Source organism: Nonomuraea sp. NPDC049309 (assembly GCF_043196965.1).
Classification (GTDB): Bacteria; Actinomycetota; Actinomycetes; order Streptosporangiales; family Streptosporangiaceae; genus Nonomuraea; species Nonomuraea fastidiosa.
This window is the reverse complement of record NZ_JBICSH010000001.1, coordinates 433,258-456,428: the sequence shown is the minus strand read 5'-3', so window position 1 is coordinate 456,428 and position 23,171 is coordinate 433,258. Positions and strand designations below refer to the sequence as shown.

21 protein-coding genes are annotated in these 23,171 nt (G+C 73.0%); 11 read left to right on the top strand and 10 right to left on the bottom strand.

All coding sequences use genetic code 11. From position 1 onward, the window contains the following. Window positions 1-106 precede the first annotated feature (106 nt). The 3 genes from ACGFIM_RS02115 (at window position 107) to ACGFIM_RS02105 (ending at window position 4,055) form a co-directional block, all read left to right on the top strand. Complete coding sequence (locus ACGFIM_RS02115) at window positions 107-2,191, top strand: protein kinase (protein ID WP_393193152.1); 2,085 nt, start codon at window positions 107-109, stop codon at window positions 2,189-2,191. Between the two features lie 179 nt (window positions 2,192-2,370). Next, a complete protein-coding gene (locus ACGFIM_RS02110; protein ID WP_393193149.1) occupies window positions 2,371-2,796 on the top strand; it encodes a MarR family winged helix-turn-helix transcriptional regulator in 426 nt (141 codons plus the stop codon). Further along, entirely contained in the window at window positions 2,793-4,055 is a 1,263-nt protein-coding gene (locus ACGFIM_RS02105) for an MFS transporter (protein WP_393193146.1), read from the top strand. Before ACGFIM_RS02110 ends, ACGFIM_RS02105 begins: the two co-directional genes overlap by 4 nt. A 91-nt stretch (window positions 4,056-4,146) precedes the next feature. On the opposite strand, the gene ACGFIM_RS02100 is transcribed toward ACGFIM_RS02105, so the two are convergent. Beyond that, window positions 4,147-5,364, bottom strand: a complete 1,218-nt coding sequence (locus tag ACGFIM_RS02100) for a cytochrome P450 (RefSeq protein ID WP_393193143.1) — start codon at window positions 5,362-5,364, stop codon at window positions 4,147-4,149. 164 nt (window positions 5,365-5,528) lie between these two features. On the opposite strand from ACGFIM_RS02100, the gene ACGFIM_RS02095 reads away from it, so the two are divergent. The 3 genes from ACGFIM_RS02095 (at window position 5,529) to ACGFIM_RS02085 (ending at window position 9,796) form a co-directional block, all read left to right on the top strand. Further along, window positions 5,529-6,017, top strand: coding sequence for a MarR family winged helix-turn-helix transcriptional regulator (locus tag ACGFIM_RS02095; protein WP_393193140.1), 489 nt, complete (start codon window positions 5,529-5,531; stop codon window positions 6,015-6,017). A 215-nt stretch (window positions 6,018-6,232) separates the two neighbouring features. Beyond that, entirely contained in the window at window positions 6,233-8,617 is a 2,385-nt protein-coding gene (locus ACGFIM_RS02090) for an FHA domain-containing protein (RefSeq protein WP_393193138.1), read from the top strand. 285 nt (window positions 8,618-8,902) lie between these two features. Then, window positions 8,903-9,796, top strand: a complete 894-nt coding sequence (locus ACGFIM_RS02085; protein WP_393193135.1) for a sulfotransferase family protein — start codon at window positions 8,903-8,905, stop codon at window positions 9,794-9,796. Here the strand turns inward: ACGFIM_RS02085 and ACGFIM_RS02080 are convergent, their stop codons facing one another. The 3 genes from ACGFIM_RS02080 to ACGFIM_RS02070 are packed head-to-tail and all read right to left on the bottom strand — an operon-like array spanning window position 9,797 to window position 12,335. Continuing rightward, complete coding sequence (locus tag ACGFIM_RS02080; RefSeq protein WP_393193132.1) at window positions 9,797-10,408, bottom strand: class I SAM-dependent methyltransferase; 612 nt, start codon at window positions 10,406-10,408, stop codon at window positions 9,797-9,799. Next, window positions 10,405-11,043 carry a TIGR04282 family arsenosugar biosynthesis glycosyltransferase gene (locus ACGFIM_RS02075; RefSeq protein ID WP_393193129.1) on the bottom strand — a complete coding sequence of 213 codons (639 nt, stop codon included), beginning with the start codon at window positions 11,041-11,043 and terminating at the stop codon, window positions 10,405-10,407. The genes ACGFIM_RS02080 and ACGFIM_RS02075 overlap by 4 nt, the downstream gene beginning before the upstream one ends. Further along, window positions 11,040-12,335, bottom strand: coding sequence for a glycosyltransferase 87 family protein (locus tag ACGFIM_RS02070; RefSeq protein WP_393193127.1), 1,296 nt, complete (start codon window positions 12,333-12,335; stop codon window positions 11,040-11,042). Before ACGFIM_RS02070 ends, ACGFIM_RS02075 begins: the two co-directional genes overlap by 4 nt. A 129-nt stretch (window positions 12,336-12,464) precedes the next feature. Here ACGFIM_RS02070 and ACGFIM_RS02065 point away from each other — a divergent pair, with 129 nt between their 5' ends. Together ACGFIM_RS02065 and ACGFIM_RS02060 are read left to right on the top strand one after the other, a co-directional pair. Next, window positions 12,465-13,445 (top strand): NAD-dependent epimerase/dehydratase family protein, encoded by a 981-nt coding sequence (locus ACGFIM_RS02065; RefSeq protein ID WP_393193124.1) that lies wholly within the window; start codon window positions 12,465-12,467, stop codon window positions 13,443-13,445. After that, window positions 13,442-14,104: a glycosyltransferase family 2 protein gene (locus ACGFIM_RS02060; RefSeq protein WP_393193122.1), complete on the top strand. Its 663-nt coding sequence runs from the start codon at window positions 13,442-13,444 to the stop codon at window positions 14,102-14,104. Before ACGFIM_RS02065 ends, ACGFIM_RS02060 begins: the two co-directional genes overlap by 4 nt. A gap of 41 nt (window positions 14,105-14,145) precedes the next feature. Here ACGFIM_RS02060 and ACGFIM_RS02055 read toward each other — a convergent pair whose 3' ends face one another. Next, entirely contained in the window at window positions 14,146-15,039 is an 894-nt protein-coding gene (locus ACGFIM_RS02055) for a TIGR03564 family F420-dependent LLM class oxidoreductase (RefSeq protein ID WP_393193119.1), read from the bottom strand. 91 nt (window positions 15,040-15,130) lie between these two features. Here ACGFIM_RS02055 and ACGFIM_RS02050 point away from each other — a divergent pair, with 91 nt between their 5' ends. Then, window positions 15,131-15,676 (top strand): TetR/AcrR family transcriptional regulator, encoded by a 546-nt coding sequence (locus tag ACGFIM_RS02050; RefSeq protein WP_393193116.1) that lies wholly within the window; start codon window positions 15,131-15,133, stop codon window positions 15,674-15,676. A 53-nt stretch (window positions 15,677-15,729) separates the two neighbouring features. On the opposite strand, the gene ACGFIM_RS02045 is transcribed toward ACGFIM_RS02050, so the two are convergent. Continuing rightward, the gene (locus ACGFIM_RS02045) at window positions 15,730-16,176 is read right to left on the bottom strand and encodes an iron chaperone (RefSeq protein ID WP_393193113.1); all 447 of its coding nucleotides are present in this window, start codon (window positions 16,174-16,176) and stop codon (window positions 15,730-15,732) included. A gap of 83 nt (window positions 16,177-16,259) precedes the next feature. After that, window positions 16,260-16,715 (bottom strand): carboxymuconolactone decarboxylase family protein, encoded by a 456-nt coding sequence (locus ACGFIM_RS02040; protein WP_393193110.1) that lies wholly within the window; start codon window positions 16,713-16,715, stop codon window positions 16,260-16,262. Between the two features lie 190 nt (window positions 16,716-16,905). Between ACGFIM_RS02040 and ACGFIM_RS02035 the strand changes: the two genes are divergently transcribed. Both ACGFIM_RS02035 and ACGFIM_RS02030 read left to right on the top strand, forming a co-directional pair. Further along, window positions 16,906-19,365: an ATP-binding protein gene (locus tag ACGFIM_RS02035; RefSeq protein ID WP_393193107.1), complete on the top strand. Its 2,460-nt coding sequence runs from the start codon at window positions 16,906-16,908 to the stop codon at window positions 19,363-19,365. Between the two features lie 94 nt (window positions 19,366-19,459). Further along, window positions 19,460-20,677, top strand: a complete 1,218-nt coding sequence (locus ACGFIM_RS02030) for a cytochrome P450 (RefSeq protein WP_393193104.1) — start codon at window positions 19,460-19,462, stop codon at window positions 20,675-20,677. On the opposite strand, the gene ACGFIM_RS02025 is transcribed toward ACGFIM_RS02030, so the two are convergent. The 3 genes from ACGFIM_RS02025 to ACGFIM_RS02015 form a co-directional block, all read right to left on the bottom strand. After that, window positions 20,661-21,956: a cytochrome P450 gene (locus ACGFIM_RS02025; protein WP_393199589.1), complete on the bottom strand. Its 1,296-nt coding sequence runs from the start codon at window positions 21,954-21,956 to the stop codon at window positions 20,661-20,663. The genes ACGFIM_RS02030 and ACGFIM_RS02025 overlap by 17 nt on opposite strands. Before the next feature lie 84 nt (window positions 21,957-22,040). After that, a complete protein-coding gene (locus tag ACGFIM_RS02020; RefSeq protein ID WP_393193101.1) occupies window positions 22,041-22,643 on the bottom strand; it encodes an ATP/GTP-binding protein in 603 nt (200 codons plus the stop codon). Next, window positions 22,624-22,986: a DUF742 domain-containing protein gene (locus ACGFIM_RS02015; protein ID WP_393199586.1), complete on the bottom strand. Its 363-nt coding sequence runs from the start codon at window positions 22,984-22,986 to the stop codon at window positions 22,624-22,626. The genes ACGFIM_RS02020 and ACGFIM_RS02015 overlap by 20 nt, the downstream gene beginning before the upstream one ends. Window positions 22,987-23,171: the final 185 nt, after the last annotated feature.

Below are 23,171 nucleotides of genomic sequence, written 5' to 3'. Positions count from 1 at the left end.
CCATGCCCCGCGACCGGCCAGGACGCCTACAACAGCACGCGAGTCAAGCGCCGGTTATCGCGAAGTAAGGTTGTGGTAGATCCCGAACGTGGTATCACAATGACGCATGGCCGACTTCACGCCGCTTTTGCCCGGTGACCCTCAGCAGCTGGGCGGCTATGAGCTCCTTGGCAGGCTGGGCGAGGGGGGACAGGGCGTCGTCTACCTCGCCAAGACCCCGATGGACGTGCGGGTGGCCGTCAAGTGGCTGCGCCCGTCCGACGACGGCGACAGCGTCGCGCGCTTTCTGCGGGAGGCGGAGGTCGCGCGGCGGGTGGCGGCGTTCTGTACGGCCGCGGTGCTGAGCACGGGCAAGGAGCACGGCCGCCCGTACATCGTCAGCGAGTACGTCGAGGGCCGCTCGCTGGACCGGGTGGTGCGCGAGGACGGCCCGCTCGCGGGCGGCGACCTCGAACGCCTGGCCATCGGCACCGCCACCGCGCTGGCCGCGATCCACGAGGCCGGGGTGGTGCACCGCGACTTCAAGCCGGGCAACGTCATCATGAGCGCCAGCGGCCCGCGGGTGATCGACTTCGGCATCGCCCGCACGATCGACCCGGCCATGATGACGAGCAGCACGCAGATCGGCACGCCCGCGTACATGGCGCCGGAGCAGATCCTGGGGCAGGGCGTGGGCCCGGCGGCCGACATGTTCTCCTGGGCCGGCACGATGGTCTTCGCCTCCTGCGGGCGGGCGCCGTTCGGCAGCGACGGCACGCACGCCGTGATGAGCCGGGTGCTCAACGAGAGCCCGCAGCTCGGGGCGCTCGAGGGCAAGCTGGCCGACCTGGCGCGCCGCTGCCTGGACAAGGACCCGGCGAAGCGGCCCACCGCCATGGAGGTGATCACGCAGCTGCTGCGCTCGCCCGCGCCCGGCGCGAACCCGCTGGCCGAGGGCAGCAAGCAGGCCGTGCCCGCCGCCGGAGCGCCCGCCGGATCGGTCGCGGGCCCGACCGTCCCGCCGCCCCCGGACCCGGCCGGCGCCCCGGTCGTGGGAGCGCCCGGCGGTCCGGTCGCCGCGACGCCCTCCGGGCCGCGCACGCCGCCCACCGGCCCGTCCGGGCGCCGGCGCCGCAAGGTCGTGGTCATCGCGAGCACGCTGGTCGCGGCGGCCGCCGTGACCGCCGCGATCACCGTACCGACCCTCCTGGGGCGCGAGGCCTCGACGCCGGCCTCGGCCGCCCCGGCCGCCACCACGCCGGCCCCCGCCTCGACCACGCCGTCGAGCTCCTCCGCCACCCCGGCGTCCACGGCCACGCCGGCCAGGCTGAAGCTGCCCGGCGGAGACATCTACCTGTACGAGAGCCCGTCCGATCCGCTCTCGCTGACCAGGTACGTGGTGGGCGACACCGACTACGCCCGGCGGTCGCTGACCGGCGGGTTCGACAAGCACTCCGGCGCGCTCGAAGCGGTGGTCTCCCCCGACGGCCGCTACCTGGCGACCAGGCCCGAGGACTATACCTCCGACGGCTACGACTCGATCCTCATCACCGATCGGCGCGACGGCTCCAGCTTCCGTGTGAAGACGGTGCACAAGCCGATGGTCTCCGGCATCCGCAACTTCTCGCGGGACGGCTCGCGGCTCCTGCTGGACATCAGCAGGCCGGTCGGGAGCGGCGACGACAAGAAGTGGGACACCGTCGGGTTCGTCATCGTCGACGTGGCCACCGCCAAGGCGAACATCGTCCGGGTGAACGACGACGAGATCCGCGAGAGCGACTTCGGCTGGGACGCCGAGGAGAAGGGCGTGGTCATCGAGTACGGCAAGGGCCGGGGCCTGCGCTTCTACGACACCTCCGGCGAGCGCGTGCGCGACCTGCCGGGCGTCGGGCCGCTGGCCTCCGGCACGATGGACATCTTCTCGCCGTCGGGCCGGATGCTCGTGACCGAATGCCCGAACGGCGATGACGGCGAGACCTGCGTGTGGGATGTGGCCACCGGCGCGCGGCTGCAGCGCTTCACCTCCGACTGCGACAAGATCCTCGGCTGGTGGGATGAGGAGCATCTGTACTGCTGGGAGTACGACAACGTCCCGAGCAAGGACGAGGTCCGTGTGGTGGCCTTCGACGGCAAGCTGTCGCGGCGGCTGCTCGTCTCGGGCGACAAGGTGGACATCGGGCCGTACTACACGATCGACCCCTTGACCTCGTGAACCCCGCGGCATCGTGATCTCCCGGGCTCCGGCGCCGGGCCACTGACCCCGAGCCCCTGAGCCGCGGCACCAGGGCCCTCTCAGAGCCTCCCCTGCCCGGCCCGGCGGGCCCAGGTGCGCATACATACATAAGCAGGTGATATAAATTCCTTATGCAAGATGATCCCCCATCTCCACAGATGGACGAGTTGGAGCTCGCCACCGGCCTGATGCGGGTCAGGACGATGATGCGGCTGCTCGACTTTCCGCGGGATCGGTCGTTCACCTCGATGTCGACGCTGGGCCACCTCGAACGCGGTGGCCCGCACCGTCTCACCGAGCTGGCCGAGCTCGAGGGCGTCACGCAGCCGGCGATGACCCAGCTCGTCTCCCGCCTTGAGCGCGAGGAGCTGGCCGTGCGCCGTCCCGACCCCGAGGACGGCCGCGTCGTGCTCGTCGAGATCACCCCGCAGGGCCGCGACGAGCTGGCCAGGCGCCGTACGGCGCTGGCCAAGCGGCTGGCCGATGCGATGGCCGAGTTGCCGGAGGCGGACAAGGCCGCCATCGCCGCCGCACTGCCCGCACTCGACCGACTGGTCACTCGCGCAATTGGAGGCACTCTATGAGCGGCGGCAGCGCCGGCAATCCCTTCCGCCAGCCGAAGGCCGTCTGGGCGGTGGCCTTCGCCTGCATCATCTCGTTCATGGGCATCGGGCTGGTCGACCCGATCCTGCCCGCCATCTCAGAAGACCTGCACGCCTCGCCCAGCCAGGTGACCCTGCTCTTCACGAGCTACCTGGTCATCATGGCCGTCGCCATGCTCGTCACCGGCTGGGTCTCCAGCCGCATCGGCGCCAAGCGGACGCTCATCACCGGTCTCGTGCTGATCGTGGTCTTCAGCGCGCTGGCCGGATCCTCCGACAGCATCGGCGGCATCATCGGCTTCCGCGCCGGCTGGGGCCTCGGCAACTCGCTGTTCGTCGCGACCTCGCTGGCCGTCATCGTGGCCGCCGCCAGCGGCGGCTTCTCCGGCGCCATCATCCTGTACGAGGCCGCGCTCGGCATCGGCATCGCCGTCGGCCCGCTGCTCGGCGGCCTGCTCGGCCACATCAGCTGGCGCGGCCCCTTCTACGGCGTCGCCGTGCTCATGGCGATCGCGCTCATCGCCACGATCACGCTGGTGCGCGCACAGCCCAAGCCGGCGCGCAAGACCGGGCTGCTCGACCCGATCAAGGCGCTGCGCCACCGCGGCCTGCTCATCATGAGCCTGACCGCGCTCTGCTACAACTGGGGCTTCTTCACGGTGCTCGGCTACGCGCCGTTCCCCATGGGGCTGCACGCCATCGAGCTCGGCCTGGTCTTCACCGGCTGGGGCCTGATGGTGGCGATCTTCTCGGTGGCCGGCGCGCCCTGGCTGCAGCGCAGGTTCGGCCTGGCGCCCACGCTCTACGGCAACCTGACGGCGCTCGCGATCGTCGTCTTCGTCATCGCCGCCTTCACCGAGAACCAGGCGGTGCTGGTCGCGGCGGTGATCGTGGCCGGCATCTTCATCGGCATCAACAACACGCTCACCACGCAGGCCGTGATGATGGTCGCGCCGGTGGAGCGGCCGGTTGCCTCGGCGGCGTACGGGTTCGTCCGCTTCATCGGCGGCGGCCTGGCGCCGTTCGCGGCCGGCAAGCTGGCCGAGGCCTACAACGTGCACGTGCCGTTCCTGATCGGCGCATGCTCGCTCGTCCTCGGCGTCGTGGTGCTGGCGTTCGGCCACCGCGACCTGGTGCGCGCCGAGCGCAGGCAGGCCGAGGTGGACGCGCACGCCCGCGAGGGCGAGAAGGAGGCCGAGGAGACCGAGGCCGCCGAGGCGAGCACCGGCACGGTGAGCTGACCTCGCAGGCCGGCCGGGGCATCCTCGACCGCCACATGTGAACGGCCCGCCGGGAGCGGCTCCCGGCGGGCCGTCCGCGTTCCCGGCCGCCTCACCAGCGGACGGGGACCTCCTGAAGGCCGCCGACCAGCAGGCCCTCCACCCGCTTGAGGTCCTCGGGCGGCACGGCCAGCTCCAGGGTGGGCAGCCTGCGCAGCAGCGTCTCCAGCGTCACCTGCAGCTCGGTGCGGGCCAGCGCCTGGCCGAGGCAGGAGTGCGGGCCCGCGCCGAAGGTGAGGTGCGGGTTCGGGCTGCGGCCGAGGTCCATCTCACCGGCGCGGTCGAAGACGGACTCGTCGCGGTTGCCCGAGGCCATGGCGCACAGCACGGTCGTCCCGGCGGGCAGCACCTCGCCGCCCAGCTCGGCCTCCTCGGTCAGGTAGCGGCGCAGGCCGAAGCCGTGGTTGACGTCGAAGCGCAGCGACTCCTCCACCGCCGTGCGCACCAGGGAGGGGTCGGCCAGCAGCCGCTCCCACCTGCTGCGGTCGGCCAGCAGCATCGCGACCATCTTGCCGATCATGTTGGCGGTGGTCTCGTGCCCGGCGACCAGCAGCCCCATCGCGGTGCTCAGCAGCTCGGCGTCGGACATGCCCTGCCCCTCGCCCTCGCTCTCCCTGATGAGCATGCCGATGAGGTCGTCGCTGTCGCCGTTGCGCTTTCCGGCGATCTGCGCGGACATGTACTCCGCGAACTCGGCCTGCCCGGCCCGCGCCTCCTCCTGCGTGTAGCGGGTGACGCTGAGGAACATGTCGGACCAGCGGGAGAAGCGGTGCCGGTCGTCGGCAGGCACGCCCAGCATGTCGCAGATGACGTACACCGGCAGCGGGAAGCCCAGCGCCGCCTTCAGATCCGCGGGGGCGCCCTTGCGGACCATCTCGTCGATGAGGTGCTCGGCCGTCGCGGTCATGGACGGGCGCAGCGCGGCCATGCGCTTGGCGGTGAAGTACTTGCCGACCAGCCGCCGCCAGCGCAGGTGCTGCTCGCCCTTCATCGGCACGACCATGGTGGACTCGCCGGTGGCCGCCGCGCCGCCCGAGCCCTCGGGCGCCACCCTGGCCGCGTTGTCGGCGGCGGTGGGGCGGGCGAAGCGGGGGTCGGTCAGCAACGCCTTGATGTCGGCGTGGCGGGTGAGCATCTTGGCGCGGTCGCCACTGGGCAGCTCGATGGTGGCCACCGGGCACCGGCCGCGCAGCCGCTCCCACTCCTCGGGCGGCTCCAGTGCCGTTTCGTAGTGCAGCGGGTAGGACAGGACCTGTTCGTCGCTCGTCATCTGACCTCCTCGACCGGTTCGCCGCGGCGCTCGCCGGGACCTCGCCTTTGTGCACGATACACATCGAAAGCATCATGCACATGAGTTGCATCATGCAATCCCTGAGCATCATGCACGCTGCCGTAGGGTGCAGGTGAGCGGAAGGCACGAGCGGAGGTTCGCCCATGGACGCCGAGCAGGCGAGCGCCCATCTTGAGCGGGAGCTGATGATCCTCACGCGGCAGCGCGAGCTCACCACGCCGCAGGGCGGCCCCGGCGGCGAGCGCCTTGAGCGCAGCGCGTACGTGCTGCTCAGCAGGCTCGAGGCGCAGGGGCCGATGTCGATCGGAGACTTCGTCGAGGCGTTCGGCCTCGCCGCCTCCACCTTCAACCGGCAGACCGCGGCCCTGCTCAAGGACGGGCTGGTCGAGCGCACCCTCGACCCCCACGGCGGCCTGGCCCGCAAGTTCCGCATCACCCGCGAGGGCCGCCGCCGGCTGGCCGCCGACCGCGCCAGGATCGTCGAGGGGCTGACGAAGGTGCTGCAAGGCTGGCCGCCGGAGCGGCTCGAGCGCTTCGTCGCCGACTTCCAGCAGTTCAACGAGGACATCGAACGCCTCATCGGCCGCCCATGGCCCCGGCGGCAGCCGCCCGGCGCGACGACCGCCGGGTGACCACTCGGTGACCACCGGCCCCCGGGTGTCGCCCGCCGCGCCGCACCTCGGCGGCCGTGCACGTTCCAGGACGCGGCCCGGACTATACGAGCATTTTTGAAACGTCCGCGATCACTCCCTCTTTCCGGAACGGTGGCCTACGATCATGGGTTTCCAGCGAGCGGTGGCGGTGCCCGCACCCGTCCCCGCACGCCCCGAGGGAGGAAGGCGGTTTCGTGACGCAGCTTGTCATCGATGGCCCTGGCGGGTCGGTGGTCCTCGATCCCGGGCGGTCGTACCGGCTCGGCCGCGACCCGGGATCGGACATCGTGGTCAACGCCGACCGGGTCTCGCGTCACCACGCCGTGCTCTGGTTCGAGGGCGGGCAGTGGCTGCTGCAGGACGCGGGCAGCCGTAACGGCACGTACGCGGGCGGCCGCCGGGTCCAGCGCATCGCCGTGACGCCGGGCACCAGCGTCGGTCTCGGCCAGGCGTCGGGACCGGGACTGGTCCGCTTCCGCGCCGCCGCCCCGGCGCCGGCGCCGCAGCGCACGCGCGTGATGGCGCAGGCCGTACCGGGAGGCACCGGGACGGCTGTGCGGACGGATGAAGACCTCGCGGCGGGGACGGTGCCGTTCCCGCGCGCCGGCCAGTGGCGCGAGCCGGTCTCCATCACGGACCTCACCGGCGTGCAGGTCGTCCGCATCGGGCGGGCGCCTGACAACGACATCGTGCTCACCGACCTGCGGGTGTCCCGGCGGCACGCCGAGCTGCGCGTCACCGCCGGCGTGGCCGAGATCGTGGATCTGAACAGCCGCGGCGGCACGTACGTCAACGGCCGCCCGGTGCGGCGTGCCCGCATCTCCCCCGACGACTTCATCGGCATCGGCACCTCGACGTTCCGCCTGGCGGACGGCACGCTCACCGAGTACGCCGACACCGGCGAGGTGTGCCTGCAGGCGCACGGCCTGACCGTCACCGTGGACGGCGGCAAGGTGCTGCTCGACAACGTGACGTTCCCGGTGGGCGAGAAGTGCCTGCTCGCGATCGTCGGCCCGAGCGGGTCGGGCAAGTCCACGCTGCTGCGCGCGCTCACCGGCCTGCGCCCCGCCGACCAGGGCGTGGTCACCTACGACGGCCGCGACCTCTACCGTGACTACGCCGAGCTGCGCTCGCGCATCGGGCTGGTGCCGCAGGACGACATCCTGCACAGCGTGCTGACCGTGCGCCGCGCCCTGCTCTACGCCGCCGAGCTGCGCTTCCCCGACGACACCAGCCCCCGCGAGCGGGAGCGGCGGGTGGACGAGGTGCTGATCCAGCTCGGGCTCGACCACCGCGCCGACACCCGCATCTCGGCGCTCTCGGGCGGTCAGCGCAAGCGCGTCAGCGTGGCCCTGGAGCTGCTGACGAAGCCGTCCCTGCTGTTCCTCGACGAGCCGACGTCGGGACTGGATCCGGGGCTGGACAAGTCGGTCATGCACCTGCTGCGGGACCTGGCCGACGACGGGCGTACGGTCGCGGTGGTCACGCACAGCGTCGCGAACCTGGACGTCTGCGACCGGCTCCTGGTGATGGCGCCGGGCGGGAAGATCGCCTACTTCGGCCCGCCCGGAGAGGCGCTGCCGTTCCTCGGGTTCGACGACTGGGCGGACGTGTTCCTCGCCTTCGACGACCCCACCCGCGACTGGGCCGGCGAGTACGCCCGCTCGCCGCTGCACCAGAAGTACATCACCGCCGACCTCATCCAGCCCGCGACGCCGTCATCGCCCCCGCACCGGGAGTCGCCGCCGAAGCAGCAGAGCTGGCACCGGCAGCTCAGCACGCTGGTGCGCCGCTACTGCCGGGGCATCGCCGCCGACCGGCTGTTCCTCGGCATCACGCTCGCCCTGCCGGTCCTCATGGGGCTGCTGGCCCGCGTCGTCCCGACCGGCGACCTGACCGGGCCGCCGGGCAGCAACCCCAAGGCCGTCAACCTGCTGCTCATCCTGTGCGTGGGCGGCTGCCTGACCGGAGCCGCCAACGCGGTGCGCGAGCTGGTCAAGGAGCGCGTCATCTACCAGCGCGAACGTGCGGTGGGGCTGTCCAGATCCGCCTACCTGTGCTCCAAGCTGCTGGTGCTCGGCGTGATCACCGTGGCGCAGGGCGTCGTGCTGACGCTGGTGGCGATGGTGAACGTCGGCACGCCCGACAAGGGGGTGTTCACCGCCCCGCTGCCGGAGCTGGCGCTCGCCGTCGCGCTGCTGTCGTTCACCGCGATGACGGTGGGGCTGCTCATCTCCGCGCTGGCCAAGACGAGCGAGACGACGATGCCGCTGCTCGTGCTGGCCACGCTGGTGCAGCTGGTGTTCTGCGGGGCGCTGGTGCATCTGGAGGGCATGGCGGTGATGGAGCAGATCGCCTGGCTCGTCCCGGCCCGGTGGGCGCTCGCCGCGCTGGCGGGCACGCTCGACGCCGGCCTGCTCATGCCGCTCACCGACGACCCGCCGGACCCGCTGTGGGAGCGGGATCTCGGCACATGGCTGCTGGACATGGGCATGCTGGCCGGGCTCGCGGTGGTCTGCTCGTTCGCGGTGGCGGTCCTGCTGCGCCGCCACGAGCCGGCGGTGATGCGCGCCCGCTGACCGCGCCCGCCCCGGTTCCCCCGGGCACGATCGCGCCCATCGGCCCCTCGCACCCGCGAGGGGCCGCGCCATGTGCGCGCCCGGCCCCGGCAGGCACGAGAAACCTTCGCCGCGAGGCGGTCAAGGAAGGCCCTCAGGGCTTCTACCGGGCTTTCCGCAGGAAATCCTCAGTTTCGCCCGCTATGGTGACAGCCCCCGAGCAAGTCACCGAGCCGCCGTGCCCCCTGACAACCGTCCGCGCGGGCCCAGGGGCCACGGGAGGCGGAAGGGTCAGAAAGTCGCGCCATGGGAGTCGTCCACAAAGGGTTCAAACGGCGAGCACGACTTCTCCGCGAGGCACTACGGCCACCCCGGCAGCTACCGGGCTCGGAGCAGGGCGGCTCCGGGCTCACCGAGGGGCAGAAGGCGCGGCGGCCCCCGAAGCGCACCCAGACCGTCGACTACAACGTCCCGGCGGTGCCGCGGCTGGTGCGCTCCCCCGTCTTCGTCATCGCCCCCATACGCTCCGGCTCGACGCTGCTGCGCATGCTGCTGAACAGCCACTCCCGCATCCGCGCCCCGCACGAGCTGCACCTGCGCACCATCGAGGTGGCGCTGACGCCCGGCTTCTCCGAGACGTCCATGCAGGAGCTCGAGCTGGACAAGGTGGAGCTCGAGCACGTCCTGTGGGACCGCATCCTCCACCTGGAGCTGCTGCGCAGCGGCAAGGACATCATCGTCGACAAGACGCCGGGCAACGTCTTCATCTGGGAGCGGCTGCGTTACGTCTGGCCGGAGGCGAAGTTCCTGTTCATGCTGCGCCACCCGGAGGGCGTGGTCTCCTCGCTGCAGAAGCGCAAGAACAACACCGCGACCCGCGAGTCGCTGGAGGCGACCGCGCTGAAGTACTTCAAGCCGCTGGAGCAGGCCCGCACCGCGATCGGCGGCCTGAGCGTGCGCTACGAGGAGCTGACCGCGAAGCCCGAGGCCGTCACCCGGGAGATCTGCGCGTACCTGGGCGTGGAGTGGGAGCCGGGCATGCTCGAGTACGGCAGGCACGACCAGGGGCGGTTCGCGCCGAACCTGGGCGACCGCAGCGACACCATCAAGTCGGGCCGCATCCAGGCCGCCCGCACCTTCGACGACGTCACACTGCCGCCCAAGCTCGCCAAGTACGCCGCCGCCTGGGGCTACCAGTAGCTAGAAGACGCGGGCCAGCCAGCGGCCGTGCGCCGTCCAGCACTCGGCGCCGGCGAAGCCGGCGGCCAGCGCGATGCGGCGCACGTCGTTGGCCGAGACCGTGGCCCAGCCGAACCACTCCCCCGCCCGCGCCCCCCGGCGCAGCCGCAGGCGGTCCACGCGGCTGCGGGTGCCGGGCGGCGCGACCTCGGCCAGGACCGTGCCGCCCGGCCGCAGCAGCTGCCTGATCCGGTACAGCAGCGCCTCGGGGTTGCCGCCGATGCCGATGTTGCCGTCGGCCAGCAGCGCGGTCGCCCACCTGCCGCCGCCGGGCACGTCGTCGAAGATGTCGCGCAGCAGCGCGAACCCGCCCGCCCGCCGGGTCAGGGCGACCGCGCGGGGCGTGATGTCGATGCCGAGCGCGCGGACGCCGCGCCTGGTCAGCTCGGCGGTGAGCCGGCCCGGCCCGGAGCCCACGTCGAGGGTGGGGCTGGTGCAGCGGCTCAGCAGCTCCTCGTCGCCGTCGACGAGCCGGAACCAGCGGGCCGCCTCCAGCGGCACGACGGTGCCGTCGACGTACTCGATCTCCGTGGTCTCGCCGGCGAGCGCGTCGGCGTACAGGTCTCCGATCACCGGCCGAACTCCCGCAGCTTGGCCGCGAAGCCGGAGCCGGGCGCCGCGCCCGCCACGGCGGCGGCGTCCTCGGCGGTGTCGACGTCGATCAGCTCGGGCAGCCAGTGCACGCTGAGCCCGGCGCGGTCGAGCCGGTCGAGCTGGTGCTTGCCGGTCTCCGGGTGCGACATGGGCACGCCGAGCAGCAGCGACGGGTCCGGGCGGCGCAGGCCGAGCAGCCAGAAGCCGCCGTCGGCGGCCGGGCCGTAGACCGCGTCGTGCTCGTCCAGCGCCTGAGCCGCCTCGCGCAGCAGCTCCGGCGTGACCTGCGGGGTGTCCATGCCGATGAGCACGATCGGCCCCGGCCGCAGCCGGTGGGCGTCGGTGAACGCGGCGGCCAGGCGCTCGTCGAGCCCGGCGCCGCGCTGCGGGATCACCACGACGTCCGGCGGCAGCCAGCGTCCCGGCAGCCCGTCGAGGGCCAGGACCGGCCGGGCGCCCACCTCGGACGCGGCGCGCAGGCTGTCGCGCAGCGCGGCCTCGGCCAGCGCCGCGGCCTCCTCCTGGCTGAACGGCGGCGTCAGCCGGGTCTTCACCTTCCCCGGCAGCGGCTCCTTGGCGATGATGACGATCTGCGGCTCGTTCAGGGTACTCATTCCTTCGCTGAGATCCCGGCCATGACCGGCCGCCGGGCGAGCGGCACGGCGGCCACGGCCAGCGCGGACGCGGTGTAGAAGACGGTGGCGAGGACGCCGGGCCCGGCCGGGCCGTCCACGTAGGCGATGGCGCCGGCCAGCGCCGCGCCCAGCCACTCCGGGCGGCCCGCCATCGCGGCCAGCGCGACCACGAGCAGCGCGTACCAGGAGTAGCCCGGGGTGAGCAGCAGCAGGAACGCGCCGCTGACCACCAGGGCGCCGTCCCAGGGCCGGCGGGCGTCGCCGTACCGCAGCACAAGGACGGCCACCAGCGCCAGCAGCGCGACCGCCGCGTACGGCGCCCACGTGTCCGGCAGCAGCAGGCGGAGCACGGCGTAGCGGTTGCCGTCGGCGGCGGCGTCGTAACGCTCCTCCTTGAGGTAGCCCGGCAGGTAGCCGATCACCGAGGGGCCGGAGGCCAGCACGTACGGCACGTACGACAGCGCCACCACCAGCGCGGCCGGGCCCAGCGTGCCCAGGAGGCGGCGCGGGCGCAGGTCGCCCGCCAGCGCCCCGGGCAGCGCCGTGACCGGCAGCAGCTTGGCGGCGACGGCGGCGCCGAGCAGCGCGCCGCGCCCCCGTACGACGCTGAAGGCCAGCAGCACGAGCAGCACGCCCACCATGTCGACGTGCGCGTTGTTGACCGCCTCCACCGGCACGGCCGGGCACCACGCCCAGCAGGCGGCCTTATGCGGCCCCGCCACCCGGCACAGCACGAGCAGCGCCGCCACGGCCAGCAGGAATCCGGCCACCTGCAGCGGCTTGAGCCCGGCCCCCTCCGGGGAGAGCCAGTGGACGAGCAGGAAGTAGCCCTGCGCGAGCGGCGGGTAGATCGTCGGCACGGTGGGCCGGTTGATGCGCGTGCAGCCGCCGTCCGGCAGCGGGTACAGCCCGGCGCAGTCCCGCGGGAACAGCCAGGGGTCGCGCAACCCGGCCAGCGCCGGGTCGGACGGCGGGTAGGCGTACGGGGAGATGCCCGCGGCCTGCACCTGGCCGTCCCAGACGTAGCGGTAGGCGTCGGTGCTGCTGCTCGGCGGCGCGGTCAGCCCGGTGGCGGCCAGCACGATCCCGCCCGCGACGACCAGCGGGCCGAGCCGGCGCTCCGGCAGCCGCCGCGCCGCGAGCAGCGCCGCGCCGGACAGCGCCCACGCGGCCAGGTACCACCCGAGGCGGGGCGGCCCCGAGACGGTCACGACCAGGACGGCTGCAAGGGCGGCGAGCGCCGCGCCGGATGCGAGGAGGGTTCGGCTCACGGGCCGCAGCCTGACATCCCACGGCGGCTCGCGGGGCCCTGCGGCGGGGGCCGTTCTGGGTCCGTAAGAACCCTTACGAACCCCTTACGCGCGGTCGCGCGCCGGTGGCGGACGGCTAGCGTCGGCGGCGTGAGAGTCATGGTCACCGGCTCGGCCGGTTTCATCGGCCGGCACGTCGCGGACGCCCTGCGGGACGCCGGGCACGACGTCGCCGGCCTGGACATCAGGGACGGCGCCGACGTGCGCGACCCGGACGCCCTGGACGAGCTGCTGCCCGGCGTCGAGGTGGTGGTGCACCAGGCGGCCAAGGTCGGGCTCGGCGTGGACGTCTCCGACCTGCCCGGCTACGCCTCGGTCAACGTGTACGGCACGGCCGTGCTGCTCGCCGCCATGGCCAGGCACAACGTGCGGCGGCTGGTGCTGGCGTCCTCGATGGTGATCTACGGCGAGGGCCGCTACGTCTGCGCCGAGCACGGCGACGTCAGGCCGGGCCCGCGCGCCGTCGAGGACCTGGAGCGCGGCAGGTTCGACCCGCCGTGCCCGCGCTGCGGCGCGCCGCTCGACTGGGCCGAGGTCGGGGAGGACACGCCGCCCGATCCGCGCAACGCCTACGCCACCACCAAGCTCGCCCAGGAGCACCTGGCCGCCAACTGGGCCAGGGAGACCGGCGGCAGCGCGGCGGCGCTCAGGTACCACAACGTCTACGGGCCGCACATGCCGCTCGACACCCCGTACGCGGGCGTCGCCGCGATCTTCCGTTCGGAGCTGCGGGCGGGACGGCCGCCGCAGGTGTTCGAGGACGGCCGGCAGCGGCGCGACTTCGTCCACGTACGCGACGTGGCCCGGGCGAACCTCGCCGCCGTGACCGCCGACGTGCCCGCGGGCACGCTGCGCGCCTGGAACATCGCCTCCGGCAGCCCGCACACCGTGGGCGAGATGGCCGCCGCCCTGGCCGCCGAGCGGGGCGGGCCGCGGCCGCAGGTCACCGGCCGCTACCGGCTGGGCGACGTGCGCCACATCGTGGCCTCGCCCGCGCGGGCCGCCGCCGAGCTCGGCTTCCGCGCCGAGATCGGGTTCGACGCCGGCATGAAGGAGTTCGCCAGGTCATGACCGTCGATGTGATCCTGCCGTGCCTGAACGAGGAGGCCGCGCTGGCCTGGGTGCTGGAGCGCATGCCCGGCGGCTACCGGCCGATCGTGGTGGACAACGGCTCCACCGACCGGTCGCCGCAGATCGCCGCCGAGCTGGGGGCGGAGGTGGTGCGCGAGCCCGTGCGCGGCTTCGGCTCGGCCTGCCACGCCGGGCTGCTCGCCGCCTCCGCCGACGTGGTGTGCTTCATGGACGCCGACGCCTCGCTCGACCCCGGCCAGCTCCACCGGGTCGCCGCGCCGGTGCTCTCCGGCGAGTCGGACCTGGTGCTCGGGCGGCGGGTGCCGGGCGCGGCCGGCGCCTGGCCGGTGCACGCCCGGCTGGGCAACGCGGTGCTGGCGGGCAGCCTGCGCCGGCACACCGGCGCTCCCCTGCACGACCTCGGCCCGATGCGGGCGGCCAGGCGGGAGTCGCTGCTCGCGCTCGGCCTGGCCGACCGCCGCTTCGGCTACCCGCTCGAGATGGTGCTGCGCGCGGCGGCGGCCGGCTGGCGGATCGGCGAGGTGGAGGTGGACTACCTGCCGCGCAAGGGCCGCTCGAAGGTGACCGGCACGCTGCGCGGCACGCTGAACGCCATCGCCGACATGCGCCGTGTCATGGCCGAGGTCCGCACCGGCTGACCGGCGAGTGAGAGCCGGGGGCGGCGGCCGTGGGGCGCGGCTCAGCGGCCGAAGTACGCGAAGGTGCGGGCCTGCTCCTCCGCGCTGCCGAGCGGGCTGATCACCAGGTCGGTGACCCCGGCCGCCTCGAACCTGGCGATCTCCTTCTCGACGGCGCTCTCGTCTCCGGCGACGAGCAGCTCGTGCACGCCGGACAGGCCCTGCCGGTCGAGCACCGCGCGGTAGGCGGCGAAGTCGCCGGTGAAGCCCATCTGCGCCTGGAGCTCGCCGCGCACCCTGTCGGGGTCGGACGTGACGCACACCATGACGGAGGTGACGATGCGGGGTGCGGGCCGTCCCGCGGCCTCGGCGGCGGCGGTGATGCGCGGCGCGATGTAGTCGGCGATGAACGGCGCGCCCGTCCAGGTGGTCATCGTGCCGTCGGCCAGCTCGCCGGCGATGCGCAGCATCACGGGGCCGAGCGCCGACAGCAGCACGGGCGGCGCGACGGCGCCCGGCGGGGTGAGCCGTCCCTTCACCGACAGCGTCTCGCCCCGGTGGTCGACGGGCTCGCCGCGCAGCAGCGGCCGCAGGGCGGTGAGGTAGTCGCGTACGTGCGCGGCGGGCCGCTCGTACGGCACGCCGTACAGGTCCTCCACCATGTGCTTGTGGCTGGGGCCGATGCCGAGGGTGAAGGTGCCGCCGCTGATGGCGTTCGCGGCGAGGGCCTGCTCGGCCAGCGCGTACGGGTGCCTGGCGTAGATGTGGGCGACGGCGGTGCCCACCTCCATGCCGGGGTTCAGCCGTCCGGCCAGGGCGGCCACGCTGATCGCGTCGAGCGAGGCGAACTGGTTGAAGAACGCGCTGTCGAACCCGGCTTCGCGGGCCGTGCGCACCTGCTCCAGCAGGGTGTCGAGGTCCGAGCCTCCGGTCAGCAGGGCGATGCCCAGTTTCATGCCGAGCTCCTTAACATGAAGTGGAAATTCCGGTTCCGCATCGGAGGCTACACTAACCGGAAGACAAGATTCACGTTAAGGAGCGAACGGCATGATGCGGGCCGATGCGCGGCGCAACCGCGAGCGCATCCTGATGACGGCGCTCGAGCTGTTCACCGAGCGCGGGCCGTGCGTCTCGATGGAGGAGATCGCTCAGGGCGCCGGTGTGGGCGTCGGCACCCTCTACCGCCACTTCCCCGATCGCCGCGCCATGGTGGAGGAGCTGGCGGAGGCGACGCTCGAGGGCCTGCGCGGCCGCATCCGCGCCCGGCTCGACGAGCGGCCGGGGACGTACTGGGACGTGCTGCTCGACGTCGTGAGCTACTGCGCCTGGCAGCCGCTGGCACTGATCACCTCGCTCGCCGGCTCCGCGCCGCTGCCCCCGGCGGCCGTCAAGCTCAGGGACGAGGTCGGCGAGCTGATGCTGCAGATCGTCGCGGGGGCGCAGCAGGAGGGCTCGCTGCGCCGTGACCTTGCTCCCGAGCAGGTGCTGGACGTGGTGAAGGCCGCGATCGACCGCCCCGCGGCCCGCTTCGACGACCCGCTCACCACGGTCGTGCTGGACGGCCTGCGCGCCTCACCCCGTCAGGAGGCGTAGCCGCCCGCCCGAGAGCGGGCGGGCATGTGGAGTGGTCATAGGCCCGGCTGCGGTCAACCGGCCGCGCGGCGGACGATCTCGGCGATGCGCTTCTCGGTCTCGGCGTCCAGCTCGGTCAGCGCGTACGCGGTCGGCCACATGACGCCGTCGTCGAGGTTCGCCGCGTCGTTGAAGCCGAGCGTCGAGTACCGGGTCTTGAACTTCGACGAGGGCTGGAAGAAACAGACGACCTTGCCGTCCCTGGCGTAGGCGGGCTGGCCGTACCAGAGCTTGGGGCTCAGGTGCGGCGCGTTCTCCTTGACGATGGCGTGGACGCGCTCGGCCAGGCGCCGGTCGCCCTCGGGGAACTCGGCGATCTTGGCGAGCACGTCGGCCTCGCCGTCGGCCTTGCCCTTCGAACCGCGCCGCGCCGCCTTCTTCAGCTCCTGGGCGTGCTCCTTCATCGCGGCGCGCTCTTCCTCGGTGAAGCCCTCGTAGGTCGCGGTGCTCTTGGCAGCCATGGAATGTGGTCCTTTCCGCTACGTATCTATAGGTTGCGACGTATCTTGACGTAACTAGTGGATGTGGAGAAGGCCTGGGAGATTCAGCCCCACGCGCCGGCGATCTGGCGAGTGGTGGCGTTGACGCGGTTGAACAGGTTCGTCAGCCCGATCATGAGGATGATCGCGGCGAGCTGCTTCTCGTCGAAATAGGTCGCGGCGCGGTCCCAGATCTCGTCGCTCACCGCACCGGGACGGTCGGCCAGCCGGGTGGCCGCCTCGGCGAGCGCCAGCGCCGCCCGCTCCTCGTCGGTGAAGTACGGCGCCTCCCGCCAGGCGGCGACGGTGGCCAGCCGCTCCTCGTCCACCCCGGCCTTGCGCGCGCTCTTGACCCCGGCGTCGACGCAGGCGCTGCAGCCGTTGATCTGGCTGGCCCGCAGATGCACCAGCTCCAGCGTGCGCTGATCGACGCCGCCGCCGTGCACCGCCTTGAACAGCTGCTGGATGCCCTCCGTCGCGCTGGGAAGGACGAACGCGGGATTCTTCATTCGTGCCTGCATGATGGCTCCTCTCCAGGTCCGCCGGCCCCGTCGGCCGGGTGTGACTCCATCACAGCCGTCCCGCCGCGCCGGCACGATGCCCGTGGGACGCTCCGGGACACCCGTGACACCGCTGGCCTGCGGAGATCCCGTCCGATAGATTTGCCGCACTGTGGGACATAAGGACGGAGAAGCGGTGCACCAGCGGACGATGACGGACCCTCGCGACGAGCTGGCCACCCGGCTCCGGCTGATCCAGGAGCTGTCGGGGCGCAGCGTGCGCGCGCTCGCCCGCGACGCCGGGCTCAGTTCCTCGTCGCTGTCGCGGTACCTCACCGGCCAGTCGGTGCCGCCCTGGCCGGCCGTGGTCGAGCTGTGCCGTCAGGTCAAGCGGGATCCGCGCCAGCTCCGCCCGCTGTGGGAACGCGCGCACAGCCCGCTGCCCGCGCCGCCGAAGGCCACCCGCCAGGTGCAGCCGCCCGCGCCGCCCTCCGGTGCCCCGCAGCCGCCGCGCAACGACCTGCCGCGCGACGTACCGGACTTCACCGGACGCCAGGCCGAGCTCGACGCCGTGCTCGCCGCCGTGCCGAGCAGCCGGGTCGTCTCCATCGACGGCATGGCGGGCGTCGGCAAGACGTGCCTGGCGGTGCACGCCGCGCACCGCCTCGCCGCCGACTACCCCGACGCGCAGCTCTACATCGACCTGCACGGCTTCACCGAGGGCCGCGAGCCGCTCGGCCCCGACCCCGCGCTGCGCACGCTGCTGGCCGCGCTCGGCACGCCGTCGGAGAAGATCCCGCAGGAGGGCGGCATCGAGCCGCTGGCCGCCTGCTGGCGGGCCGAGCTGGCCGGGCGGCGGGCCGTCGTGGTGCTCGACAACGCGGCCAACGCCGAGCAGGTACGCCCGCTGCTGCCCGGTGCGGGCCCGTCCGTCGCGCTGATCACCAGCCGCAACCGGCTGATCGGCCTGGAGGAGGTGCCGCCGGTCTCGCTGGACGTGCTGAGCCCCGAGGAGAGCGCCACACTGCTGGCCCGCGCCAGCGGCGAGCCGGAAGGCTCAGAGAGCAGGCTCGCCCAGGACCCGGAGTCGGCGGCCGAGGTGCTGCGGATGTGCGGGCACCTGCCGCTCGCGCTGCGCCTGGCCGGGGCCCGGCTGCGGCACCGGCCGGGCTGGACCGTGGGCGTGCTGGCCGAGCGCCTCGCGGAGGGCGGCAGCGAGCTCGACACGGCGCTCGCGATGTCCGTACGCCAGCTCGACCGCGGCCAGCGCCGTCTGTTCCGGCTGCTCGGCCTGCTGTCCGGGTCGTCCTTCGACGAGTACGTGGCCGCCGCCCTGGCCGGCCTGCCGCTGCGCGAGGCGCGGGCGATGCTGGAGGACCTGCTGGACGCCCACCTCGTCCAGCAGCCCGCCGCCGGCCGCTACACCCTGCACGACCTGGTGCACCAGCACGCGCGCCGGGCCTGCGAGGAGCAGGACTCCCCCGCCGAGCGGGATCAGGCGCTGCGCCGGCTGCTCGGCTACTACGTGCACGCCGCGGCCGCCGCGGACGCGGCCATGCCGCACCCGTCCGGCAACCGCCCGCCCACCGCGGGCCCCGCCCCGTCCGCGCTGCCCCGCTTCCCCGGTAAGCACGCCGCCCTGGCCTGGTTCACCTCCGAGTACGCCAACCTCATGGGCGCGTTCGAGCTGGCGGTCGCGCTCGGCGCCGACGTGCACGCCTGCGAGCTGCCGCGCTTCATGCGGACGTACTTCGCCCGCCGCTGCGGCACCACGCACCTCAACGCGCTGTTCGAGCGGGCGCTCGCGGCGGCCGAGCGGCTCGGCGATCCGTGGCGGCTCGCCGAGGCGTACAGCGACCTGGGCTTCGCCCGCTACAACGCGGGCCGGATGGCGGAGGCGGCGGCCGCGTACGAGAAGGCCGCGCCGCTGGTGGAGCAGACCGGCGACCTGCGCTCCCAGGCCGATCTGCTCATGCGCCGCGGCTACCTGAGCTGGGAGGACGGCAGGGGCGACGCGCCGCTGGAGCTGTTCCGCCAGGCGCGCGAGCGGTACGAGCGGGCCAGCTGCCGGGAGGGCGCGGCGCACGCCACCGCGTACGAGGCGTGGGCGCTGCTCCAGCTCGGCCGGCGCGAGGAGGCCGCCGAGCTGGCCCGCGAGGTGCTGGCGATCGACTACGACGACCCCGCCTGGCCTGCCGGGCTCACCGCGCTGATCACGCTCGGCCTGGCGCTGGCCGACGAGCGGCCGGACGAGGCCGCCGCACACCTGCGCCGAGCGCTCGATCTGGCGCGCGGCGACGGGCACCGGCACAACGAGGCGTGGTGCCTCAACTGCCTGGGCGTGGCGCTGCGCAGGATGGGCCGGCACGAGGAGGCGCTGGCCAGCCACCGGCAGGCGTTCAAGCTGCTGGACGAGCTGTTCGAGGAGCAGTGGAAGGTGCACTTCCTCGACGCCTACGGCGAGACCTGCCGGCAGGCCGGGCTGACCGGCGAGGCGCTGCGGCTGCACCGCCAGGCGCTCGACCTGGCCGCCAGAATGGGGCACCGGCACAAGGAGGCGCTGGCCCACGAGGCCATCGCGGCCATGCTGGAGGCCACCGACCCGGCCGCCGCGGCCGAACATCGCGCCGCCGGGCAGGCGATCCGCCGGGACCTTGAGCTGGGCGCCTGACTCCCGCCCAGCTCAAAGACTATGGATCGTACGAATGCGGCGACTTAGGGTGAAGGCGGGCCTTCCGGTAACGACCGCGTAGCGAGGGAGCGTCATGACCGCGCCTGTCAACACGCCCGACATCCTCTCCCCGGAGTTCATGGCCGATCCGTACTCCGCCTACCGCGTCCTGCGCAACGAGGCGCCACTGCTGTGGCACGAGGGCACGCAGAGCTACATCATCTCGCGGTACGAGGACGTCGAGCGTGCCTTCAAGGACGAGGTGTTCACCACCGCCAACTACGACTGGCAACTGGAGCCCGTGCACGGGCGCACGTTCCTGCAGATGAGCGGGCGCGAGCACGCCGTGCGCCGGGCGCTGGTGGTGCCCGCGTTCCGCGGCGCGGAGCTGCGGCGCACCTTCATGCCGGTCATCGAGCGCAACTGCCGCGAACTGATCGACGGTTTCCGGCACGCCGGCGAGGCGGACCTGGTCGCGCAGTTCGCCACCCGCTTCCCCATCAACGTCATCGTCGACATGCTCGGCCTCGACAAGGCCGACCACGACCGCTTCCACGCCTGGTACACCTCGATCATCGCCTTCCTCGGCAACCTCAGCCAGGACCCGGAGGTCACGGCGCGGGGGCTGCGCACGCGCGAGGAGTTCGCCGCGTACATGATCCCCATCGTGCGGCAGCGGCGCGCCGCCTTAGGCGACGACCTGCTCTCCACGCTGTGCCGGGCGGAGATCGACGGCACCCGGATGAGCGACGAGGACATCAAGGCGTTCTGCAGCCTGCTGCTGACCGCCGGCGGGGAGACCACCGACAAGGGGATCGCCAGCCTGTTCACGAACCTGCTGCGCCACCCCGACCAGCTCGACGCCGTACGCCGCGACCGCAGCCTGATCGCGCGCGCGTTCGCCGAGACCCTGCGCTACACCCCGCCGGTGCACATGATCATGCGGCAGCCGGCCCAGGACGTGAAGCTGAGCGGCGGCGTGGTGCCCGCGGGCAGCACGGTCACGTGCCTGATCGGCGCGGCCAACCGCGACGAGGAGCGCTACGCCGACCCCGACACCTTCAACATCTTCCGCTCAGAGCTGGACGAGTCGACCGCGTTCTCGGCGGCGGCCACGCACCTGGCCTTCGCGCTGGGCCGGCACTTCTGCGTGGGCGCGCTGCTGGCCAAGACCGAGGTCGAGGTGGCCACCGACCAGCTCCTCGACGCCATGCCGGACCTGCGGCTCGCCGACGGCGCCGAGGTGGTCGAGCAGGGCGTCTTCACCCGGGGGCCGGCCTCGCTGCCGGTGCGCTTCACCCCCGTGGCCTGAGCGTGTCGCCACCGGGCGGCGCCTGCTGCGCGCCGCGCCGCCCGGCCGCCGCGGGCACCAGCGGCAGGGTGGGCGTGAACGCCACCGGCAGCCCGTACAGGCCGCGCATCCACAGCGACGGCCGCCAGCGCAGGTCCTTCGGCGCGACCGCGAGCGTCACGTCGGGCAGCCGGTCGAGCAGCACCTCCACGGCCGTCCGCGCGATGATCTCGGCCAGCTCCGGCGCGGGGAACGGGCAGCCGTGCTCGCCGTGCCCGAACGACATGTGCGCCCGGTTGGTGCTGGAGTCGCTGTGGGTGCCCGGCTGGACGTTCGGGTCGTTGTTGGCCGCGGAGAAGCCCAGCACCAGCAGGTCGCCCTTGCGGATGCGGCGCCCGCCGAGGTGGCAGTCCTGCACGGCCCAGCGGCCGATGAAGTTCTGCGTCGGGGTGTCCTTCCACAGCACCTCGTTGAGCGCCTGCGCGGCGCTGCTGCGCCCGCCCTGCAGCGTCACCGAGAAGTCGTCGTCCACCAGCATCAGGCGCAGCGTGTTGCCGATCCAGTTGCTGGTGGGCGCCTGCGCGGCGGCCATCACCACCAGCAGGTCGATGATGATCTCGTCGTCGGTCAGCCTGGCCGGGTGGGCGAGCAGCGCCGACGGCACGTCGTTGCCGGGGCGGTTGTGCTTGTCGGCGACGAGCTGCGCCATCCTCGCGTGCAGCCGCTGGTGCGCGGCCACGGCGTTGTCGCCGACGTCGAGCGAGTCGAACACGTCCTGCACCAGCGCGGGGATGTCGCCCTCCGGCAGGCCGTAGAGGCGGGCGATGATGCGGGCGGGGATCTGGTAGGCGTACTGGGTGATCAGGTCGGCGCGGCCGTCGCCGGCGAAGGCGTCGATGAGCCGGTCGGCGACCTGCTCGCAGGTGGCGATCAGATCGATGCGGTTGACGGCGTCGAGCGCGTCTCCGATGGCGCCGGCCCGGCGCTGGTGCTCGCCGCCCTCGGCGTACATCACCGAGGGGGTCCAGCCGACGTACGGCATGAGCGGCCAGTCGGGCGGCAGCCGGTCGTAGATGTTCCAGCGGCGGCAGTCACGGCCGAACCACTGCGGGTTGGCCGTGATGTGGTGCACCTCCCGGTAGCCCAGCACGAACCAGGCGGGCATGTCGCCGTCGAGCAGCACGGGCACGACGCTGCCCTGCTGGCGCAGCCGCTGGTAGAGCGTGCCGGGGTCCTCGGCGATGGCCGGCCCGTACAGCCGCACGGCGTCGGCGTGCTCGGGGTAGCCGGCGGCGAGCACGGGGTCGGCTCCATGTCCGCTGGACGGGTAATGCTCGGAAGCGGAGGAAAGGTCGGTCACGGCGTGCTCTTTCTCGACGTTGGGCTATGCAGGCGACGATGGGCTGTGCAGGCACAGCAGGTGCCGGACGAGGGTGATGAGGACGTTCTTGCAGGATTCGCGGTCGCGGGCGTCGCAGTCGAGCAGCGGCACCTCGGCGGGCAGCGTCAGCGCGTCGCGGATGCGGTCGAGCCCGGGGCCGGGCCCGAACCGGTTGACGGCCACCACGAACGGCGCGCGGTGGGCCTCCAGGCGGTCGATGGAGTACCACGAGTCCTCCAGGCGGCGGGTGTCGGCCAGCACGACCGCGCCGAGGCTGCCGCTGAACAGCTGGTCCCACAGGAACCAGAAGCGCTGCTGGCCGGGTGCGCCGAACAGGTAGAGCACCCGGTGCGCGTCCAGCGTGATGCGGCCGAAGTCGAAGGCCACGGTGGTGGAGCGCTTGCCGGCCACCTGGCTGATGTCGTCGACCCCGGCGGCCGCCTGCGTCATGATCTCCTCGGTGCTCAGCGGCCTGATCTCGCTGACGGCGCCGACCATGGTGGTCTTGCCCACGCCGAACCCGCCGACGATCACGATCTTGAACGCGTCGGTGGCGGTGGCCGGCAGCGACGTGCCGGCCGGCTCGTCAAAGGTTGCGGAGTCCAATGAGCACCTGCTCCAAGGTTGCGACGTCGGGGACTTGGGTCCGCGCGGCGACCGGGTGGCGGGCGGTGATGCGGCCGCTGTCCAGCAGGTCGCACAGCAGGATCTTCACCACGCTGACCGGCAGGCGGAGCCGGGCGGAGATCTCCACCACGGCCACCGGCCGCCGGGCCATGCGCAGGATCTTCACGTGCTCCGACTGCATCCCGGGCCGGGGGTCGGCCTCGGCCACGATGAGCGTGACCGTGTCGAACGCGGCGGAGCCGGCGTGCGCGCGGCCGCCGGTGATGGTGTAGAGGCGGTCGGGGTTCTCGCGGTCGAGCGCGCGCCCGCGATCGGCGCGCATGACCGGGCCGGGGACGCGCCGCTGGTACGGCACCTCGCGCTCGGAGCCCCGGCCCGGGTGCGGCGCCCCTCCCTCGTGCTCGGAGCCCCGGCCCGGGCGCGGCGTCCCGCCCTCGTGCTCGGAGCCCCGGCCCGGGCGCGGCGCACCCCCCTGGTGCTCGGGCGCCCGGCGCGGGTATGGGGCGG